15 protein-coding genes are annotated in these 17,989 nt (G+C 62.5%); 12 read left to right on the top strand and 3 right to left on the bottom strand.

Features of this window, described 5'->3' with window-relative positions; genetic code table 11:
- The first annotated feature begins 57 nt into the window (after positions 1 to 57).
- From AC07SI_RS20730 to rarD, 3 genes are all read left to right on the top strand, one after another.
- Positions 58 to 1,956 carry a PhoX family protein gene (locus AC07SI_RS20730; RefSeq protein WP_495006422.1) on the top strand — a complete coding sequence of 633 codons (1,899 nt, stop codon included), beginning with the start codon at positions 58 to 60 and terminating at the stop codon, positions 1,954 to 1,956.
- Positions 1,957 to 2,268: 312 nt separating this feature from the next.
- Positions 2,269 to 3,243: a serine/threonine protein kinase gene (locus AC07SI_RS20735; RefSeq protein WP_495006423.1), complete on the top strand. Its 975-nt coding sequence runs from the start codon at positions 2,269 to 2,271 to the stop codon at positions 3,241 to 3,243.
- 172 nt (positions 3,244 to 3,415) lie between these two features.
- Positions 3,416 to 4,300 (top strand): EamA family transporter RarD, encoded by an 885-nt coding sequence (gene rarD, locus AC07SI_RS20740; protein WP_065904709.1) that lies wholly within the window; start codon positions 3,416 to 3,418, stop codon positions 4,298 to 4,300.
- A 222-nt stretch (positions 4,301 to 4,522) separates the two neighbouring features.
- Here rarD and AC07SI_RS20745 read toward each other — a convergent pair whose 3' ends face one another.
- Positions 4,523 to 5,035 carry a glycine cleavage system transcriptional repressor gene (locus AC07SI_RS20745; RefSeq protein ID WP_065904712.1) on the bottom strand — a complete coding sequence of 171 codons (513 nt, stop codon included), beginning with the start codon at positions 5,033 to 5,035 and terminating at the stop codon, positions 4,523 to 4,525.
- Between the two features lie 365 nt (positions 5,036 to 5,400).
- Between AC07SI_RS20745 and AC07SI_RS20750 the strand changes: the two genes are divergently transcribed.
- Positions 5,401 to 7,578: a malate synthase G gene (locus AC07SI_RS20750; protein WP_495006424.1), complete on the top strand. Its 2,178-nt coding sequence runs from the start codon at positions 5,401 to 5,403 to the stop codon at positions 7,576 to 7,578.
- 74 nt (positions 7,579 to 7,652) lie between these two features.
- On the opposite strand, the gene AC07SI_RS20755 is transcribed toward AC07SI_RS20750, so the two are convergent.
- Positions 7,653 to 8,084 (bottom strand): hypothetical protein, encoded by a 432-nt coding sequence (locus AC07SI_RS20755; RefSeq protein ID WP_106802454.1) that lies wholly within the window; start codon positions 8,082 to 8,084, stop codon positions 7,653 to 7,655.
- Between the two features lie 119 nt (positions 8,085 to 8,203).
- The gene (locus AC07SI_RS20760; RefSeq protein WP_065904718.1) at positions 8,204 to 8,650 is read right to left on the bottom strand and encodes a response regulator; all 447 of its coding nucleotides are present in this window, start codon (positions 8,648 to 8,650) and stop codon (positions 8,204 to 8,206) included.
- A gap of 245 nt (positions 8,651 to 8,895) precedes the next feature.
- On the opposite strand from AC07SI_RS20760, the gene AC07SI_RS20765 reads away from it, so the two are divergent.
- The 8 genes from AC07SI_RS20765 (at position 8,896) to AC07SI_RS20800 (ending at position 17,840) form a co-directional block, all read left to right on the top strand.
- Positions 8,896 to 10,818, top strand: coding sequence for a putative nucleotidyltransferase substrate binding domain-containing protein (locus tag AC07SI_RS20765; RefSeq protein ID WP_065904720.1), 1,923 nt, complete (start codon positions 8,896 to 8,898; stop codon positions 10,816 to 10,818).
- The gene (locus tag AC07SI_RS20770; RefSeq protein ID WP_201146018.1) at positions 10,815 to 11,522 is read left to right on the top strand and encodes a 3'-5' exonuclease; all 708 of its coding nucleotides are present in this window, start codon (positions 10,815 to 10,817) and stop codon (positions 11,520 to 11,522) included. Before AC07SI_RS20765 ends, AC07SI_RS20770 begins: the two co-directional genes overlap by 4 nt.
- A 100-nt stretch (positions 11,523 to 11,622) precedes the next feature.
- Positions 11,623 to 12,141 carry an RNA polymerase sigma factor gene (locus tag AC07SI_RS20775; protein ID WP_065904725.1) on the top strand — a complete coding sequence of 173 codons (519 nt, stop codon included), beginning with the start codon at positions 11,623 to 11,625 and terminating at the stop codon, positions 12,139 to 12,141.
- Complete coding sequence (locus tag AC07SI_RS20780; RefSeq protein ID WP_495006425.1) at positions 12,138 to 13,106, top strand: FecR domain-containing protein; 969 nt, start codon at positions 12,138 to 12,140, stop codon at positions 13,104 to 13,106. Before AC07SI_RS20775 ends, AC07SI_RS20780 begins: the two co-directional genes overlap by 4 nt.
- A 232-nt stretch (positions 13,107 to 13,338) precedes the next feature.
- Complete coding sequence (locus tag AC07SI_RS20785) at positions 13,339 to 15,771, top strand: TonB-dependent siderophore receptor (RefSeq protein WP_495006426.1); 2,433 nt, start codon at positions 13,339 to 13,341, stop codon at positions 15,769 to 15,771.
- A 62-nt stretch (positions 15,772 to 15,833) separates the two neighbouring features.
- Entirely contained in the window at positions 15,834 to 16,937 is a 1,104-nt protein-coding gene (locus AC07SI_RS20790) for a PepSY-associated TM helix domain-containing protein (RefSeq protein WP_065904730.1), read from the top strand.
- A complete protein-coding gene (locus AC07SI_RS20795) occupies positions 16,934 to 17,131 on the top strand; it encodes a hypothetical protein (protein WP_495006427.1) in 198 nt (65 codons plus the stop codon). The genes AC07SI_RS20790 and AC07SI_RS20795 overlap by 4 nt, the downstream gene beginning before the upstream one ends.
- A gap of 79 nt (positions 17,132 to 17,210) precedes the next feature.
- Positions 17,211 to 17,840: a glutathione S-transferase family protein gene (locus AC07SI_RS20800; protein ID WP_106802450.1), complete on the top strand. Its 630-nt coding sequence runs from the start codon at positions 17,211 to 17,213 to the stop codon at positions 17,838 to 17,840.
- Positions 17,841 to 17,989: the final 149 nt, after the last annotated feature.

Raw genomic sequence — 17,989 nt, forward strand, 5'->3', positions numbered from 1 at the left:
AACAATTTCGTCACGCCCGCTCCTTAAGGTGTCTGCAAAAACCGCAGGGAGCCTGAGATGAGCCTATTAGAAGAAAACCAAGCCACCGACCTCGAGCAGATAGTCGGCCTTACCCGCCGCCGCTTTATCGGCGCCGGCGCCCTGTGCGGTGCCGCGATGTTCCTCGGCGGCAACCTGCTGAGCCGCAGCGCATTGGCCGTCAACGCCGCCACAGCCAGCCCGTTGCTGGGCTTTACCAGCATCGCCGCCGCCACCAGCGACGCCATCACCCTGCCGCCCGGCTACAGCGCTTCGGTGCTGATCAGCTGGGGCCAGCCGCTGCACAAGAACGCGCCGGCGTTCGACCCGTCCGGCAACGGCACCGCCAAGGCCCAGGAGCAGCAGTTCGGGGACAACAACGACGGCATGAGCCTGTTCGCCTTCCCCGGCGACGATAACCGCGCGCTGATGGCGATCAACAACGAATACACCAACTATCGCTACCTCTTCGCCCACGGCGGTGCGCCGCAGTCGGCCGAAGACGTGCACAAGGCCCAGGCCAGCGAAGGCGTGTCGGTGATCGAAGTGCAGCGCAAAGGTGACAGCTGGCAGTTCGTCCAGGACTCGCGCTACAACCGCCGCATCCACGGCAACTCGCCGATCCGCGTGGGCGGCCCCGCTGCCGGCCACGCCTGGCTGAAAACCTCTGCCGACAAGTCCGGCAAGCAGGTGCTGGGCACCTTTCAGAACTGCGCCAACGGCAAGACGCCGTGGGGCACTTACCTGACGTGCGAGGAGAACTTCACCGACTGCTTCGGCAGCAGTAACCCCCAGCAAAGCTTCGACGCCGGGCAGAAACGCTACGGCGTGGTGGCCGCCAGCAAAGACATCAACTGGCACCTGCATGACCCGCGCTTCGACATCGCCAAAAACCCCAACGAGCTCAACCGCCACGGCTGGGTGGTGGAGATCGACCCGTTCGACCCGCACTCCACGCCGGTCAAGCGTACCGCCCTGGGCCGCTTCAAGCACGAGAACGCCGCCCTCGCCGAAACCCGCGACGGCCGCGCCGTGGTGTACATGGGCGATGATGAACGCGGTGAGTTCATCTACAAATTCGTCAGCCGCGACAAGATCAACCACAAGAATCCGAAGGCCAACAAAGACCTGCTCGACCACGGCACCTTGTACGTGGCGATCTTCGATGCAGGCGACGGCGATGCCGACCACCCCAAGGGCAAGGGCCAATGGGTTGAGCTGACCCACGGCAAAAACGGCATCGATGCCAGCAGCGGTTTTGCCAGCCAGGCTGAAGTGCTGATCCACGCCCGCCTGGCCGCCAGCGTGGTGAAAGCCACGCGCATGGACCGCCCGGAATGGATCGTGGTCAGCCCCACCGACGGCCAGGTCTATTGCACCCTGACCAACAACGCCAAGCGTGGCGAAGACGGCCAGCCGGTGGGCGGCCCCAACCCGCGTGAAAAGAACGTCTACGGCCAGATCCTGCGCTGGAAGGCGGATGCCGATAACCACGGTGCCAACACGTTCAGCTGGGACCTGTTTGTGGTCGCCGGCAACCCCGGTGTGCATGCCGGCACGCCGAAGGGCGGTTCGTCGAATATCAACCCGCAGAACATGTTCAACAGCCCCGACGGGCTGGGGTTCGACAAAGCCGGACGCCTGTGGATCCTCACCGACGGCGACTACAGCAACGCGGGCGACTTCGCCGGCATGGGCAATAACCAGATGCTGTGTGCCGACCCGAGCACCGGTGAGATTCGCCGCTTCATGGTCGGACCGGTGGCCTGTGAGGTGACGGGGATCAGCTTTTCGCCGGATCAGAAGACCCTGTTTGTGGGGATTCAGCACCCGGGCGAAACGGGCGGTTCGACGTGGCCGGAGCATCTACCCAACGGCAAGCCGCGCTCGTCGGTGATGGCGATTCGGCGGGATGATGGTGGCGTCGTGGGCGCCTGATAGGCCGTCTTCGCGGGCAAGCACGCTCCCACAGGTGAATGCATTCCAGCCTGGGGACGTGGGCGGATGCTAATTGCATCTGCGGGGTTGGTGGTGCCTGAGAGGTCGTCTTCGCGGGCAAGCCCGCCCCCACAGGTGAAAGCATTCCAGCCTGGGGACGTGGGCGGATTGGACGCCGGTGCATGCTGGAACTGGGTCAACTGTGGGAGCGGGCTTGCCCGCGAAGGCGTCCGCACAGCCACCACCTATCTCTGCCCGTGTGCGTTACCATACCCGGCCGGACGCGGCGCTCTGCTGCGCGCAGGAGTTCGCATGGCCCATCCGTTTGAAACACTCACCCCCGACCTGGTGCTCGACGCCGTCGAAAGCATCGGTTTCCTCAGCGATGCGCGCGTTCTCGCGCTCAACAGCTACGAAAACCGCGTCTACCAGGTGGGCATCGAAGACGCCGAACCGCTGATCGCCAAGTTCTACCGCCCCCAGCGCTGGACCAACGAAGCGATCCTCGAAGAACACCGCTTCACCTTTGAACTGGCCGAGTGCGAAGTCCCGGTGGTTGCGCCGCTGATCCACAATGGCGAAAGCCTGTTCGAACACGCAGGTTTCCGCTTCACCCTGTTTCCTCGCCGTGGCGGCCGTGCGCCGGAGCCGGGCAATCTCGATCAACTCTATCGCCTCGGGCAATTGCTCGGCCGCTTGCACGCGGTGGGTGCCACGCGCCCGTTCGAACACCGCGAAGCCTTGGGCGTGAAGAACTTTGGCCACGACTCCCTCACCACCCTGCTGGAAGGCAACTTCATCCCCAAGAGCCTGTTGCCAGCCTATGAATCGGTGGCCCGCGACCTGCTCAAGCGGGTGGAAGAGGTGTACAAGGCTACCCCGCACAAGAACATCCGCATGCACGGCGATTGCCACCCCGGCAACATAATGTGCCGCGACGAGATGTTCCATATCGTCGACCTCGATGACTGCCGCATGGGCCCGGCCGTGCAGGACCTGTGGATGATGCTCGCCGGCGACCGCCAGGAATGCCTGGGGCAGCTGTCAGAACTGATGGACGGTTACCAGGAATTCCACGACTTCGACCCGCGTGAACTCGCGCTGATCGAACCGCTGCGCGCCTTGCGCCTGATGCACTACAGCGCCTGGCTGGCACGGCGCTGGGATGACCCGGCGTTTCCCCACAGCTTCCCGTGGTTCGGCAGTGAGCGGTACTGGGGCGATCAGGTGCTGGCGTTGCGCGAACAGCTCTCGGCGCTCAACGAAGAACCGCTGAAACTGTTCTGACCGAAATGCCCCTGTGGGAGCTGGCTTGCCTGCGATGGCGTCACCTCGGCGAGCCTGATACACCGGGTTGCCTGCATCGCAGGCAAGTCAGCCCCCACAGAAAAGCCAGTCCCACTGTCTGACAAAAATCCTTACAATCGCGCTTTGTTAGCTGCCTAAGCAAGGATTCTGCATGCACGCCGCCAACCCTCGCAAAGGGTACATTTTGGGCCTGAGCGCCTATGTCATCTGGGGTCTGTTCCCGCTCTACTTCAAAGCCATCGCCAGCGTACCCGCCGCCGAAATCATCGTGCACCGGGTGCTGTGGTCGGCGCTGTTCGGTGGCGTGCTGCTGATGGTGTGGAAACACCCCGGCTGGTTCCGCGAACTGCGGGACAACCCCAAGCGCCTGGCGATCCTGGCCCTCAGCGGTTCGTTGATTGCGGGTAACTGGCTGACCTATGTGTGGTCGGTGAACAGCGGGCGCATGCTCGAAGCGAGCCTGGGTTATTACATCAACCCGTTGGTGAATGTGCTGCTGGGCATGCTGATCCTCGGCGAACGCCTGCGCCGCCTGCAGTGGGTCGCCGTAGGCCTGGCAGCGGTGGGTGTAGCCCAGCAGGTGTGGCAGGTGGGCAGCTTGCCGTGGGTGTCGCTGGTGCTGGCACTGACTTTCGGGTTCTACGGCCTGATCCGCAAGCAGGCACCGGTCAAGGCGTTGCCGGGGTTGGTGGTGGAGACTTGGATGCTGGTGCCGATTGCGGTGGCGTGGCTGCTGTTCAATCCGTCGGCGCACAGTGCGCAGCTGGAATTCTGGAGCACATCCGAGGCCTGGTGGCTGGTGGCCGCAGGCCCGGTCACGTTGATCCCGCTGGTGTGCTTCAACGCCGCTGCGCGGCATTTGCCCTACACCGCATTGGGCTTCCTGCAGTACGTAGCGCCGACGCTGGTGCTGCTGGAAGCCGTGTTGCTGTTCGGCGAACATCTGGCGCAAAGCACGCTGATCGCGTTCGCCTTTATCTGGGCCGGCCTGGTGGTCTACAGCCTGGACGCCTGGATGAGCGTGCGCAAACGCTGATCAAATAACGTACAAATCTCTGCAGGCCACGAGTGGCGTGGCTTGCAGACATCCACCCCAAGGTTATCCACAACCTGATCCCCGCCATTTGTGCACAAGCCCTTGAAACTGCTCGTTTTTTGCTCAGCTCGCGAAGACGCACGCAGTGCGTGGCCTGGGGCCAGGTCTCTACAGGTTATCCACAGGCCCATGCAAGATTTCCATGTATAACCTTGTGCGTGGTTATTCCTCGTTGCGCAGTTCCACCATCAGGTCATCCGCCAGGGTTTCCAAGGATTCCTGCAACGCCTCCAGGGACACGTTCGACGGCACCTGCAGCAGGGCCTCGGCGCTGAACAGCAGGTCGCCGCTCATCGGCGCTGGGCGCACATCGGTGCTCAAGCGCTCAAGGTTGACCCCCTGCTTGCTCAGCAGCGCCGTGATCTCGCGCACGATGCCCGAACGGTCATTGCCCACCAGCGTCATCAGGATCGGTTTGGACGCCGACGCCTGCCCGCTGCTGCCCTCGCCCACCAGCACCCGAATGCCGTGGGTGGACAAGTCCTCCAGCGCGGCCACCAGGGCCTGACGGCTTTCCGCCGGCACACTGACGCGCAGGATCCCGGCAAACTGCCCAGCCATGTGCGCCATGCGGCTTTCAAGCCAGTTGCCGCCGTGCGCCGCGATGTTCTGCGCGATGCGTTCCACCAGGCCGGGTTTGTCGGCGGCGATAATAGTGAGTACAAGATGGTCCATGGCGAATTCCTCAGATGTTGTTGTTTTCTGTAGGAGCCGGCTTGCCGGCGACAGCGGCCTGATCATCGCCGCAAGGCTCAAGGGCCTCATCGCTGGCAAGGACTCAGCGTCCCCCCAGCTCTTACAAGGTGGACGCAGGCGTGGCCGAAAACAAATCGTGTACCATTTTTAGATTTATCTGGAACAATCTCATAGTTTTTTGAGAACATCCCATTCTCCGCTGTGACCGTACGACCAAAGTGGGTCGCTAAACGACGTATTTAGTCTAATTTTCACAACCGCAAGTCATCATGTAGTATGCCCAACCGTGCACTACATAATGAAAATCTGAAACAGCGTATAAGCTCCGCAGAGTGAGGCAAGCAATGACTGAACACGTTCAAGTCGGTGGCCTGCAGGTCGCCAAAGTCCTGTTCGACTTCGTGAACAACGAAGCCATTCCCGGCACCGGCATCACTGCCGACCAGTTCTGGGCCGGCGCCGACAAGGTCATCCATGACCTGGCACCGAAGAACAAAGCCCTACTCGCCAAACGCGATGATTTCCAGGCGCGGATCGACACCTGGCACCAGACTCACGCCGGCCAGGCCCATGACCCGGTGGCCTACAAAGCCTTCCTGCAAGATATCGGATACCTGCTGCCAGAAGCCGCAGATTTCCAGGCAACGACCCAAAACGTCGATGACGAAATTGCCCGCATGGCCGGCCCCCAGCTGGTCGTGCCCGTGATGAATGCCCGCTTCGCCCTCAACGCCTCGAATGCGCGCTGGGGTTCGCTGTACGACGCGCTGTATGGCACCGACGCCATCAGCGAAGCCGACGGCGCCGAGAAGGGCAAGGGCTACAACAAGGTGCGTGGCGACAAGGTCATCGCCTTCGCCCGCGCTTTCCTCGACGAAGCCGCGCCGCTGACGGCCGGCAGTCACGTCGACTCCACCGGCTACAAGATCGTCGACGGCAAGCTGATCGTCAGCCTCAAGGGCGGCAGCAACAGCGGCCTGCGCGACGACGCCCAGTTGATCGGTTTCCAGGGCCCCGCGGCCGAGCCGATCGCGATCCTGCTCAAGCACAACGGCCTGCACTTCGAAATCCAGATCGACGCCAGCCCCCCGGTCGGCCAGACCGACGCCGCCGGCGTCAAAGACGTGCTGATGGAAGCAGCGCTGACCACCATCATGGACTGCGAAGACTCCGTCGCCGCCGTCGATGCCGATGACAAAGTGGTGATCTACCGCAACTGGCTCGGCCTGATGAAAGGCGACCTGGCCGAAGAAGTGGCCAAGGGCGGCAAGACCTTCACCCGTACCATGAACGCCGACCGTGTCTACACCGGCGTGGATGGCCAGGACGTGACCCTGCATGGCCGTTCGCTGCTGTTCGTGCGCAACGTTGGCCACTTGATGACCATCGACGCGATCCTCGACAAAGACGGCAACGAAGTCCCGGAAGGCATCCTCGACGGCCTGCTCACCAGCCTGGCGGCGATCCACAGCCTCAACGGCACCAGCAGCCGCAAGAACAGCCGCACCGGTTCGGTGTACATCGTCAAACCGAAGATGCATGGCCCCGAAGAAGCTGCGTTCACCAACGAGCTGTTCGGCCGCATCGAAGACGTGCTGAACCTGCCGCGCAACACCTTGAAAGTCGGGATCATGGACGAGGAGCGCCGTACCACGGTCAACCTCAAGGCCTGTATCAAGGCCGCCAGCGAGCGCGTGGTGTTTATCAACACCGGCTTCCTCGACCGTACCGGTGACGAAATCCACACCTCCATGGAAGCCGGCGCGATGGTGCGCAAGGCGGCGATGAAGGCGGAAAAATGGATCGGCGCCTACGAAAACTGGAACGTCGATATCGGCCTGAGCACTGGCTTGCAGGGCCGTGCGCAGATCGGCAAAGGCATGTGGGCGATGCCCGACCTGATGGCCGCGATGCTCGAACAGAAGATCGCGCACCCGCTGGCCGGTGCCAACACCGCCTGGGTACCCTCGCCGACCGCCGCGGCGCTGCACGCGTTGCACTATCACAAGGTCGACGTGTTCGCCCGCCAGGCCGAACTGGCCAAGCGCGAGCGCGCCTCGGTGGACGATATCCTCACCATTCCACTGGCGCAAAACACCGACTGGTCCGAGGAAGAGATCCGCAACGAACTGGACAACAACGCCCAGGGCATCCTCGGCTATGTCGTGCGCTGGATCGACCAAGGCGTGGGCTGTTCGAAAGTGCCGGACATCAACGACGTCGGCCTGATGGAAGACCGCGCGACGCTGCGTATCTCCAGCCAACACATCGCCAACTGGCTGCGCCACGGCATCGTCAATGAAGCCCAGGTGCTGGAAAGCCTCAAGCGCATGGCGCCGGTGGTGGACCGTCAGAATGCCGGGGATGCGCTGTACCGTCCGCTGGCGCCGGATTTCGATAGCAACATTGCCTTCCAGGCCGCGGTGGAGTTGGTGATTGAAGGGACCAAGCAGCCGAATGGGTATACCGAGCCGGTGTTGCATCGTCGGCGTCGGGAGTTCAAGGCCAAGAATGGGCTTTGAATAAAGTGAGGTAAGTGAAAAGCCCCTATCGAGAGATCGGGGCTTTTTCATTTGTGATCCAGACAACTTAAGTATCAGGTATATGAGTTTCTGAATGTGCCATTGAGCACGACAAAAGTCCCATCACCCTTCTTAAAGCGAACGTTCAGCAACCACCCAGTGTGTTCAAAGGCAGTACCAAACTGAGGCCGATCGACCCAGAGCCAAATCTCACCTTCTACCGCTGAATAATACAGTTCGCCATCCGGTGCCCGGTACCACGGTCTAAGACTCGTCGCTTCAAAGACGTGAAAGCCGTTGGGCACGTCATGGCCGTAGCGCAGGTCGATGCGTTCGGGGTCAGCCCCCAATATTGCAGTCCAAGATCGGGCTCCAAGCACTTCTTGCGCCTGAAACAAACGAGCTGCTTGGTTCTCAATGACCAGAATGTAGGCGTTACCCTCTTGGGCATTGGCTCGAGCTGCCTGTAATTGCGTTTCGTCGATTAGTGGTTTTTCCGTACTCATGATGAATTCCCGTTCAATGGTTATGAAACATGGATCCTCGCTCCATGCCTGCTAAACCACTAAACATTGGATAAATCATGAACTCTACTGTCAGAATTGACAGTAGCGACGAACGGAACCTACTGCGCCATCCCCAACTCCCGCTTGACCATCTTCGCCAACTTCACGCTATCAATCGGCTTGAGCAAGAAGTCCACCACGCTCAAATGCATTGCATCGATCACATCCGGGGCCTCGGCGTCTCCCGACATAATGATGATCGGCAACGCCGCACGGGTGGAACTGCGCACCTGGCGAATCAGTTCCAGGCCATTGCTGGGGGCCATGCGCAGGTCAGTGATGAGCAAACCGATGGAGCTGCTGGAGCTCAACAATTCCCACGCTGTCTTGCCGCTGTCGGCCGTCATGCAGCGAATACCGTCCAGGCCCAGGATCTCCGCCAGCAGTTCACGCGCATCCTTGTCGTCGTCAACAATCAACACGCGTTGTGGCGGTAAATCAGGCTCCAGCATCACGGCGCTCAGCGCCTCGCGCTCGGCATCACTCAAAATATCGTGGTCGGACATACAGTTCTCAGCAGTTCTCATCAATCTCCCAGCACACTCGTCAGACATCTGCGGAAGGGCGTTCAATGTGCACTTCGTCGGAAAGTTTGCCTAGTGGGCGTTCTACGGGGTTTGGACGATAGTCATGTAAGGTTTTTCCTTAGTTTTACGCCGTTTTCATCGACCTAGACTTACGTCCAATGGGCACCTGCCGCGCAGGAGTCGACCATGCAGGACGATAACGACAAAAAAATTGCGGTCATGTTATGAGTAAAGCTGATGCCTTCGCCCAAGCGGGGAAAACTGCTGTATTGCAGAACATCCACGGCACCCTGCAGTTCCTGCAACGCTTCCCACCGTTCAACCAGATGGAGCACGCACACCTGGCGTTCCTGGTGGAGCAGTGTCAATTACGCTTCTTCGGCCCCGGCGAGAGCATCCTCAAACCGTCGGGCGGGCCGGTGGAGCACTTCTACATCGTCAAGCAAGGCCGCGTGGTGGGTGAACGGCCGGACTCGAAGCAAGCCACCTTCGAAATCACCGCCGGCGAGTGTTTCCCCCTCGCCGCGCTGTTGGGCGAGCGGGCCACACGGACCGAGCACAAGGCCGCCGAAGACACCTTTTGCCTGCAACTGAACAAGCCGGCCTTTATCAAGCTGTTCGCCCTTTCCAGCCCGTTTCGCGACTTTGCCCTGCGCGGCGTCAGCAGCCTGCTGGACCAGGTCAACCAGCAGGTGCAGCAAAAAGCCGTGGAAACCCTCGGCACCCAATATTCCCTGAACACCCGCCTGGGCGAGTTGGCCATGCGCCACCCGGTCACCTGCAGCCCGCAAACACCGCTGCGTGAGGCGGTGACGCTGATGCACGAGCAGCAAGTCGGCAGCATTGTGATCGTCGATGAACACAAGGCGCCGCTGGGGATTTTCACCCTGCGCGATTTGCGCCAGGTGGTGGCCGATGGCACCAGCGATTTCAGCCAGGGCATCGACGCCCATATGACCCAGGCGCCGTTCTTCCTGACCCCGGACCACAGCGCGTTCGACGCTGCCATCGCCATGACCGAACGGCATATCGCCCACGTTTGCCTGGTCAAGGAAAAGCGCCTGTGTGGCGTGGTGTCCGAGCGCGACCTGTTTTCCCTGCAACGGGTCGACCTGGTGCACCTGGCACGCACCATCCGCAACGCGCCCCGGGTGGAGAACCTGGTGGCGATTCGCGGCGAGATCGGCCAGTTGGTCGAGCGCATGCTGGCCCACGGCGCGTCGTCGACGCAGATCACCCACATCATTACGCTGCTCAACGATCACACCGTGTGCCGGGTGATCGAACTGACCCTGGCGGAAAAAGGCGACCCAGGCGTGCCCTTCAGTTGGCTGTGTTTTGGCAGCGAAGGCCGCCGCGAGCAGACGCTCTTCACCGACCAGGACAACGGCATCCTGTTCGACGCCAAGGACGCCGTCGAGGCTGCGACCCTGCGTGGGCGCCTGCTGCCCCTGGCGCAGCAGATCAACCAGAGCCTGGCGCTGTGCGGCTTCAGTCTGTGCAAGGGCAATATCATGGCCGGCAACCCCGAGCTGTGCCTGTCGCGGGCCGAATGGGCGCGGCGCTTCGGCGCGTTTATTCGCGAGGCGACGCCGGAGAACCTGCTGGGTTCGAGCATTTATTTCGACCTGCGCGTGGTGTGGGGCGATGAGCGCGGCTGCGAACAACTGCGCCAGGGCATTCTCGACCAGGTCGCGGATAACCGGCTGTTCCAGCGCATGCTGGCGGAAAACGCCTTGCGCCAGCGCCCACCCGTAGGACGTTTCCGTGATTTTGTGCTGTCGCGCAAAGGTGCGGAAAAAGCCACCCTCGACCTCAAGGTCCAGGGCTTGACGCCCTTCGTCGACGGCGCGCGATTGCTCGCCCTGGCCAATGGCATCCACGCCAATAACACCCTGGAGCGCCTGCGCCAGCTGGTGGTCAAGGAGGTGATCGAGCCGCTCGACGGCGCCGCCTACGAAGAGGCCTACCACTTCATCCAGCAAACCCGCATGCAGCAGCATCAGTTGCAGACCCGGGAAAACCAGCCGTACTCCAACCGCGTCGACCCTGACAGCCTCAACCACCTGGACCGCCGCATCCTGCGTGAGTCCCTGCGCCAGGCCCAGCGCCTGCAAAGCAGCCTGACCCTGCGGTACCAGCTGTGAGCCTGTTCGGCTGGCTGCGCGCGGCTAAACCCGGGCTGGATGCCGCGCAGCAACAACGCCTGGCGCAATTGCCCAAGCCTGCGGCCCTGGGCGACGGTCCGCTGCGCAGTCAGCGCTGGGTGGTGGTGGACCTGGAAACCAGCGGCCTGAACCTCAATCGCGACCAGGTGCTGTCGATCGGTGCAGTGGTCATCGAGGACGGCGCGGTGGATTTCTCCCAGCTGTTCGAGCGCACCTTGCACCGCGCCGACACCAAGCTCAGCCCCAGCGTGCTGATCCACGGCCTGGGACCCAGTGCAATTGCCGCGGGCAGTGATCCGGTGGAAGCGCTGCTGGATTTCATGGCGTTTGTCGGCGACAGCCCGCTGCTCGCGTTCCACGCGCCATTCGATCAGCACATGCTGTGCCGGGCGCTCAAGGACAGCCTGGGCTATCGCCTGGCCCACACGTTCCTGGATGTGGCCGACATCGCCCCACTGTTGTGCCCCGAAGCACACATCCGTGAAGCCGGGCTGGATGACTGGATCCATCACTTCAATCTGCAGGTGGGCGAACGCCATCATGCCAGCGCCGACGCCTTGGCCACAGCGGAGCTGATGCTCATCCTGTTGAGCCGTGCGCGCCAGCAGCAGATCGACACGCCCCAGGCGCTGCAAGAGCGTTTGAGCCAATGGAAACGGCGTAAACAGGCGCCATCGTTTTAATGTCATCTCCCGACAGACGCCAATTGCGCCCATCCCACGCCTCTGACACAATCGCGAATAATTCTCGTTAGTTTAAACCTCTTGTTTATTCGGTGATGCCTTGTCGTCGGTCCAGAACCCACACAGTGAGCTTGTTGGCGCGTTGTATCGCGACCATCGTGGCTGGCTGTTGGCCTGGCTGCGGCGCAATGTGGCCTGCCCGAGCCGCGCCGAGGACCTGAGCCAGGACACCTTCATGCGCCTGCTCGGCCGTGACGAGTTGCGCGCCCCCCGCGAGCCGCGTGCCTTCCTGGTGGCAATCGCCAAAGGGTTGTTGTTCGACTACTTCCGTCGCGCAGCGCTGGAACAGGCGTACCTCAGCGAATTGATGCTGATCCCGGAAAGCGAACACCCCTCGCCCGAAGAACAGCAGTTGATCCTCGAAGACCTCAAGGCCATCGACCGCCTGCTCGGCAAGCTGTCGAGCAAGGCCCGCGCGGCCTTCCTCTACAACCGCCTCGATGGCCTGGGCCACGCGGAAATCGCCCAGCGCCTCGGCGTCTCCGTGCCGCGCGTGCGCCAATACCTGGCCCAGGGCATTCGCCAGTGCTACATCGCCCTGTATGGCGAGCCGCTGTGAGCGTGATCAGTTCCAAGCCCGTGTCGGCCCGTGTGCTGGATGCGGCGATCGCCTGGCAACTGTCGCTGGATTCCGGTGACGGCAGCGCGGTGGAGCGCGAGGAATTCGACAAATGGCTGGCCAGCGATGAAGAGCACGCCCGCGCCTGGCGCCAACTGGGCATGCTCGACCAGCGCTTCAGCGTGGCCTCGGGCCCGGCGCGGGTGGCGTTGCTGCAGTCGCGCGAGGGCATTCGCCAGCGCGTGCGCAAACTCGGCAGCGGCCTGGCGAGCATTGCGCTGGTGTGCGGCCTGGCGCTGTTCGCCGGCGAACGCTACGTGCCGATCCACTATTGGCTGGCCGACCAACGCACGGCCACCGGTGAACAACGCACGCTGAAACTGGCGGACGGCACGCTGATCAACCTCAATACCCACAGCGCCATCGACGTACGTTTCGATGACAAGCGCCGGCTGATCGTGCTGCAGGAAGGCGAAATCCTCGTCGAGACCGGCCACAACGATGCGCGCCCGTTCTACGTGCAAACCCGCGACGGCAACCTGCGGGCGCTGGGCACGCGGTTTATCGTCAAGCGCGAAGACCACGCCACGCGCCTGAGCGTGCTGCAGTCGGCAGTGGGCGCCCAGCCCGAGGCATTGCCGCAGGAACAGATCTTCAAGGAAGGCCAGCAAGTGCTGATGCGCAGTGACGGCCTTAGTCCTACGCTGGCCGTCACCCCCGCTACCGATGCGTGGACGCGCGGCATGCTGGTGGTCGAAAACGCCCGTCTCGGCGATGTGGTGGCCGAGCTTGGTCGCTACCGCACCGGTCATTTGGGTGTGGATAAAAGCGTGGCGGACCTGCGCATCACCGGCAGCTTCCCGTTGCACGACACCGACCTGGCCCTCAACGCGCTGCTGCCGACCCTGCCGGTGCAGATCCAGCAGCACACGCCGTGGTGGGTGACGGTGACCGCCAAGCCTTAGCTCAGGCGGGGCCTGGGCCATGGCTATCGCGGGCAAGTCGAATCGTCGCACCGCCCCTCCCACAGGTTGATGTGCGAATACCTCAAATGTGGGAGGGGCGGTGCGACGATTCGACTTGCCCCCGATGAGGCCCTCAAACCCACCACAAAAATATTTTGATGCTGCCCTATCACTTTCCGATTCTCGTTCGGCACATAGGCAATTGCGAATTACTTCCATTCAGGAGCCGCCCATGTCCCGCACGCTAGACACCTTGTTGCGCCCCAGCCTGTTAGCCGTGGCGATTGCCCTTTGCACGCCGCTGGCGAGCACCGCGCTGATCGCCGCCGAGCAGTCATCCAGCGTGCGCGCGTACAACCTGCCGGCTGCGCCGCTGTCCAGCACCCTGAACCAGATCGCCAGCCAGGCCGGCCTGGCCTTGACCCTCAACCCGGCGTTGGCATCGGGCAAGACCTCGGCGCCGGTCCAGGGCCAGTTCGATGCCCCGGGTGCGCTGCGTGAGGCACTGCGTGGCACCGGGCTGCAGCTGGAGCAAAGCAGTGCGGGGACTTATTCCCTGGTGACGATCCCGGAAGGCGTGATGGCGCTGCCGGTCACCAACATCACCGGGCAGGAGGGCAACCAGGAAAGCGCCTGGGGCCCGGTGCAAGGCTACTTGGCCACACGCACCGCCGCCGGCACCAAGACCGACACCGCCCTGGTGGAAGCGCCGCGCTCGATCTCCGTGGCGACCCGCGAGCAGATGCAGGACCGCAACGTGCAGAACCTGGATGACGCGGTCAAATACATGCCCGGCATCGTGTCCGCCAGCTACGGCAGCGACACCCGTTATGACTGGATGCGCGTGCGCGGCTTCGAACCCACCCAGTTCCTCGACGGCCTGCCCCTGCCGCGCGGCGTGTATGCCAACCCCAAAGCCGAGACCTGGAACCTCGACCGCATCGCCCTGCTGCGCGGCCCGGCCTCGTCGGTGTATGGCCAGACCCCGCCAGGCGGCCTGCTGGACATGGTCAGCCGCCGTCCCAGCGCCGAATCGAGCAATGCCATCCAGGTGCAATACGGCAGTGACAACTACCGCCAGATCAACTTCGCCAGCACCGGCAAGATCGATGATGAAGGCCAGTTCCTCTATGGCGTCAGCGGCGTGGTGCGCGATGCCGGCACCCAGGTCGACCACATCGACAACAAGCGCTACAACATCGCGCCGAGCCTGACCTGGAACATCGACACCGACACCAAGCTGACCCTGCTGTCGCAGTTCACGCGTGACGATACTGGCACTACCAGTCAATTTCTGCCGATCCAGGGCACCAAGATCAAGCTCCCCCAAGGCCAGGTCTCCCACCACAAGAACCTCGGCGACCCCGACTATGAGTTCTACGACCGCACCTACTACGCCCTGGGTTATGCGTTCGAGCATCGCTTCAACGATACCTGGCAGTTCAAGCAAAACCTGCGCTATACCAAGTCTGAGCTGTCGTTCCAGCAACTGACGGTCGGTTCCTATATCTACTCCCCGGCTGACGCCAACGGCAATATCAGCCGCTCGAGCACCAACGTTGACGAGGACATCGGCCAGTTCGCAGTGGATAACAATTTCCAGGCTGACTTCGCCACGGGCGACATCACCCACACGGTACTGCTGGGCCTGGACCACCAGCGCACCGACACCTCCTTCCGGACGATCTACGGCACGGCGTCGAACATCAATATTTTCAACCCGACCAACACCGTGCCCACCCTGCGCCCGACGGACGTCACGCCGTACTACGACTACAACCAGAAAACCATCCAGACCGGCCTCTACGCACAAGACCAGATGGCCCTCGACAACTGGCGCCTGACCCTGGGTGGGCGTGAGGACTGGGTGCATCAGGGCACCACTTACTTCAACAAGCTGGACGCGACCAACACTGACCGCAGCAAGAACTTCAGCGGCAACGCGGCGCTCAGCTATGTGTTCGATTCGGGCTTCGTGCCCTACCTGTCGTACGCCGAGTCGTTCCAACCGGCGAGCAACGCCAGCGTCGACCCCGTCAAGTCGTACAAGCCCACCGAGGGCAAACAATGGGAACTGGGGATCAAGTACCAGCCACCTGGCTCCAATACGCTGCTGAGTGCGGCGGTCTACGACTTGACCCAGAAAAACGTGCTGGTGACCCGGATCGGCGCGGGTAACCAATCGATCACCGACCAGGCCGGCGAAGTGAAGGTCAAGGGCCTGGAACTGGAAGCGGTGTCCGACGTGACCGAAAACCTCAAGGTCATCGCCGCCTACACCCTGTCCAAGTCCGAAGTGCAAACCGGTATCTACAAAGGCAACCGCCTGCAACTGATCCCCAACCAGCAAGCCTCGCTGTGGACCGACTACACCTGGCACACCGGTGTACTCGATGGCTTCGGCATCGGCTTCGGCGCGCGCTACACCGGCAACACTTATGGCGACCAAGGCAACACCTGGACGGGCAAGGCCAACGCCTACACCGTGTTCGACGGCGCGGTGCACTACGACCTCGGCCGCCTGGACAACAGCCTCAAAGGCGCCTCGGTGAAACTCAACGCCACCAACCTGTTCAACAAGGACTACATTTCCACCTGCGATGGCTCCTACTGCTACTTCGGCGACCAACGCAGCGTCGTCGCCAGTGCCACCTACCAGTGGTAATCGACTGAGTTAACCATCAGGCCGTCCTCCGGGGCGGCTTTGGTGCGCCTGAAGGCTGGAAAATGAAAAGTAAAACCATCCGCCGCTGGTCCTTTATCCACACCTGGACCAGCCTGGTCTGCACGGTGTTCCTGCTGCTGCTCGCCCTGACCGGGCTGCCGCTGGTGTTCCACCACGAGATCGATCACCTGCTGGGCAACGAGCCAGAACTGGCGCAGATGCCCGCCGATACGCCGCAGCTCAACCTTGAACAGCTGGTGGCCAAAGCGCAGGCCCATCGCCCTGGCGAAGCCATGCAATACCTGGCGTGGGACGAGGACGACAAGAACGGCGTGATCGCGATCATGGCTGCGACGGCCGGCACCGAACCCAACTCGTCGCACACTTTCATGCTTGATGCGCGCACCGGCGACGCTGTCGAAATGCCGTCCGCGAATGGCGGGCTGACCCTGTTCCTGCTGCGCCTGCATGTGGATATGTTCGCCGGCCTGCCGGGCAAGTTATTGCTGGCGTTCATGGGCATTCTGTTTGTGCTGGCCATCGTGTCGGGCACGGTGCTGTACCTGCCTTTCATGCGCCGCTTGAAGTTCGCCACCGTGCGCCAGGACAAATCCACCCGCCTGCGCTGGCTCGACCTGCATAACCTGATCGGCGTGGTCACCCTGACCTGGGCGCTGGTGGTGGGCGTCACCGGCGTGATCAGCGCCTGTGCCGACCTGATCATCGCAGCCTGGCGCCAGGACAGCCTCAGCGCCATGATCGAGCCGTACAAACATGCCCCGCCGCTGACCCAGCGCGCGCCCGCCACCGAGCTGCTGAGCATTGCCGCCCAGGCCGCGCCCGGCATGCAGCCGGACTTCATTGCCTTCCCCGGCACGCGCTTTTCCAGCGAGCACCACTACGCGGTGTTCATGAAGGGCAGCACGCACCTGACCTCCCACCTGCTGACGCCGGTGCTGATCGACGCCAGCACCCTGGCCGTCACCGCCATCGCCGAACGGCCGTGGTACATGGACGCCATGGGCATGTCTCAGCCCCTGCACTTTGGCGATTACGGCGGCATGCCGATGAAAGTCCTCTGGGCGGTACTGGATGTGCTGACCATCATCGTGCTGATCAGCGGGATTTACCTGTGGATCGTCAGGCGCAAGGCGGGCAAGGCATGAAGCCACGGCAGTCGAATTTCTGGAAAGTGTTTGGCATTCCGCTGGGGATTGGCCTGCTCAGCGCCGCCGGGTTGTTTGCGGCGTTACTGGGGGATGGGTGGTGGGATTCGCTCAGTTGGGTGGGGCTTGGGATACCTGCGGTGATCGGAGTATGGGCCCTCCTGCGGAAGCCGGCTTACCGGCAAAAACCCTGAGAGTACCGCGTCAAATCTGATGCACTGCGCTATCGTAAGCGTCCTTCGCGAGCCCGCTCGCCCCTCCAGAGGAATGCCCATGTCTGTGCCCAGCATGACCTTGTTCCACAACCCCGCTTCACCGTTTGTTCGCAAAGTTCGCGTGCTGCTGATCGAGACCGGCCAGCAGGACCGCGTGGCGCTGCACGGCTGCATGCCGACGCCGGTCAACCCGGATGCGCAGGTGGTGCAAGGCAACCCCGTGGGCAAGATCCCGGCCCTGCGCCTGGCTGACGGCAGCGTGTTGCACGACAGCCGGGTGATCCTCGATTACTTCGACCACCAGCATGTCGGCAACCCGCTGATCCCCCGCGACGGTTCGGCCCGTTGGCGGCGCCTGACCCTGGCCTCGATGGCTGACGGCATCATGGATGCGGCCGTACTGGTGCGTTACGAGTCGGCCCTGCGCCCGGCGGAAAAACACTGGGCGCCGTGGCTCGACGAGCAGCGCAACAAGATCCGCCGCACCCTCGCCGAGCTGGAACAGGACGCCATCGCCGAGCTGACCAGCCACTTCGACATCGCCTCGATCAGCGTGGCCTGCGCCCTCGCCTACCTCGACTTCCGCCACCCCGATATGCACTGGCGCGCGGCCAACCCACAGCTGGCCGCCTGGTACGCCGAGGTCAGCCAGCGGCCTTCGATGCTGGAGACCCAGCCGCCGGTATAGCCCTGTTTCCACCTGACCCTGTGGCGAGCGGGCACCTTGTGGTGATCGAACTCCCTGTGGCGAGCGGGCTTGCCCCGCGTTGGGCTGCGAAGCGGCCCCATCAGGCCCCCGCGTTTTATCCAATGAAACTCATCTCAAGTCTTGGGGCT

The organism is Pseudomonas sp. GW821-FHT05D12 (genome assembly GCF_059419825.1).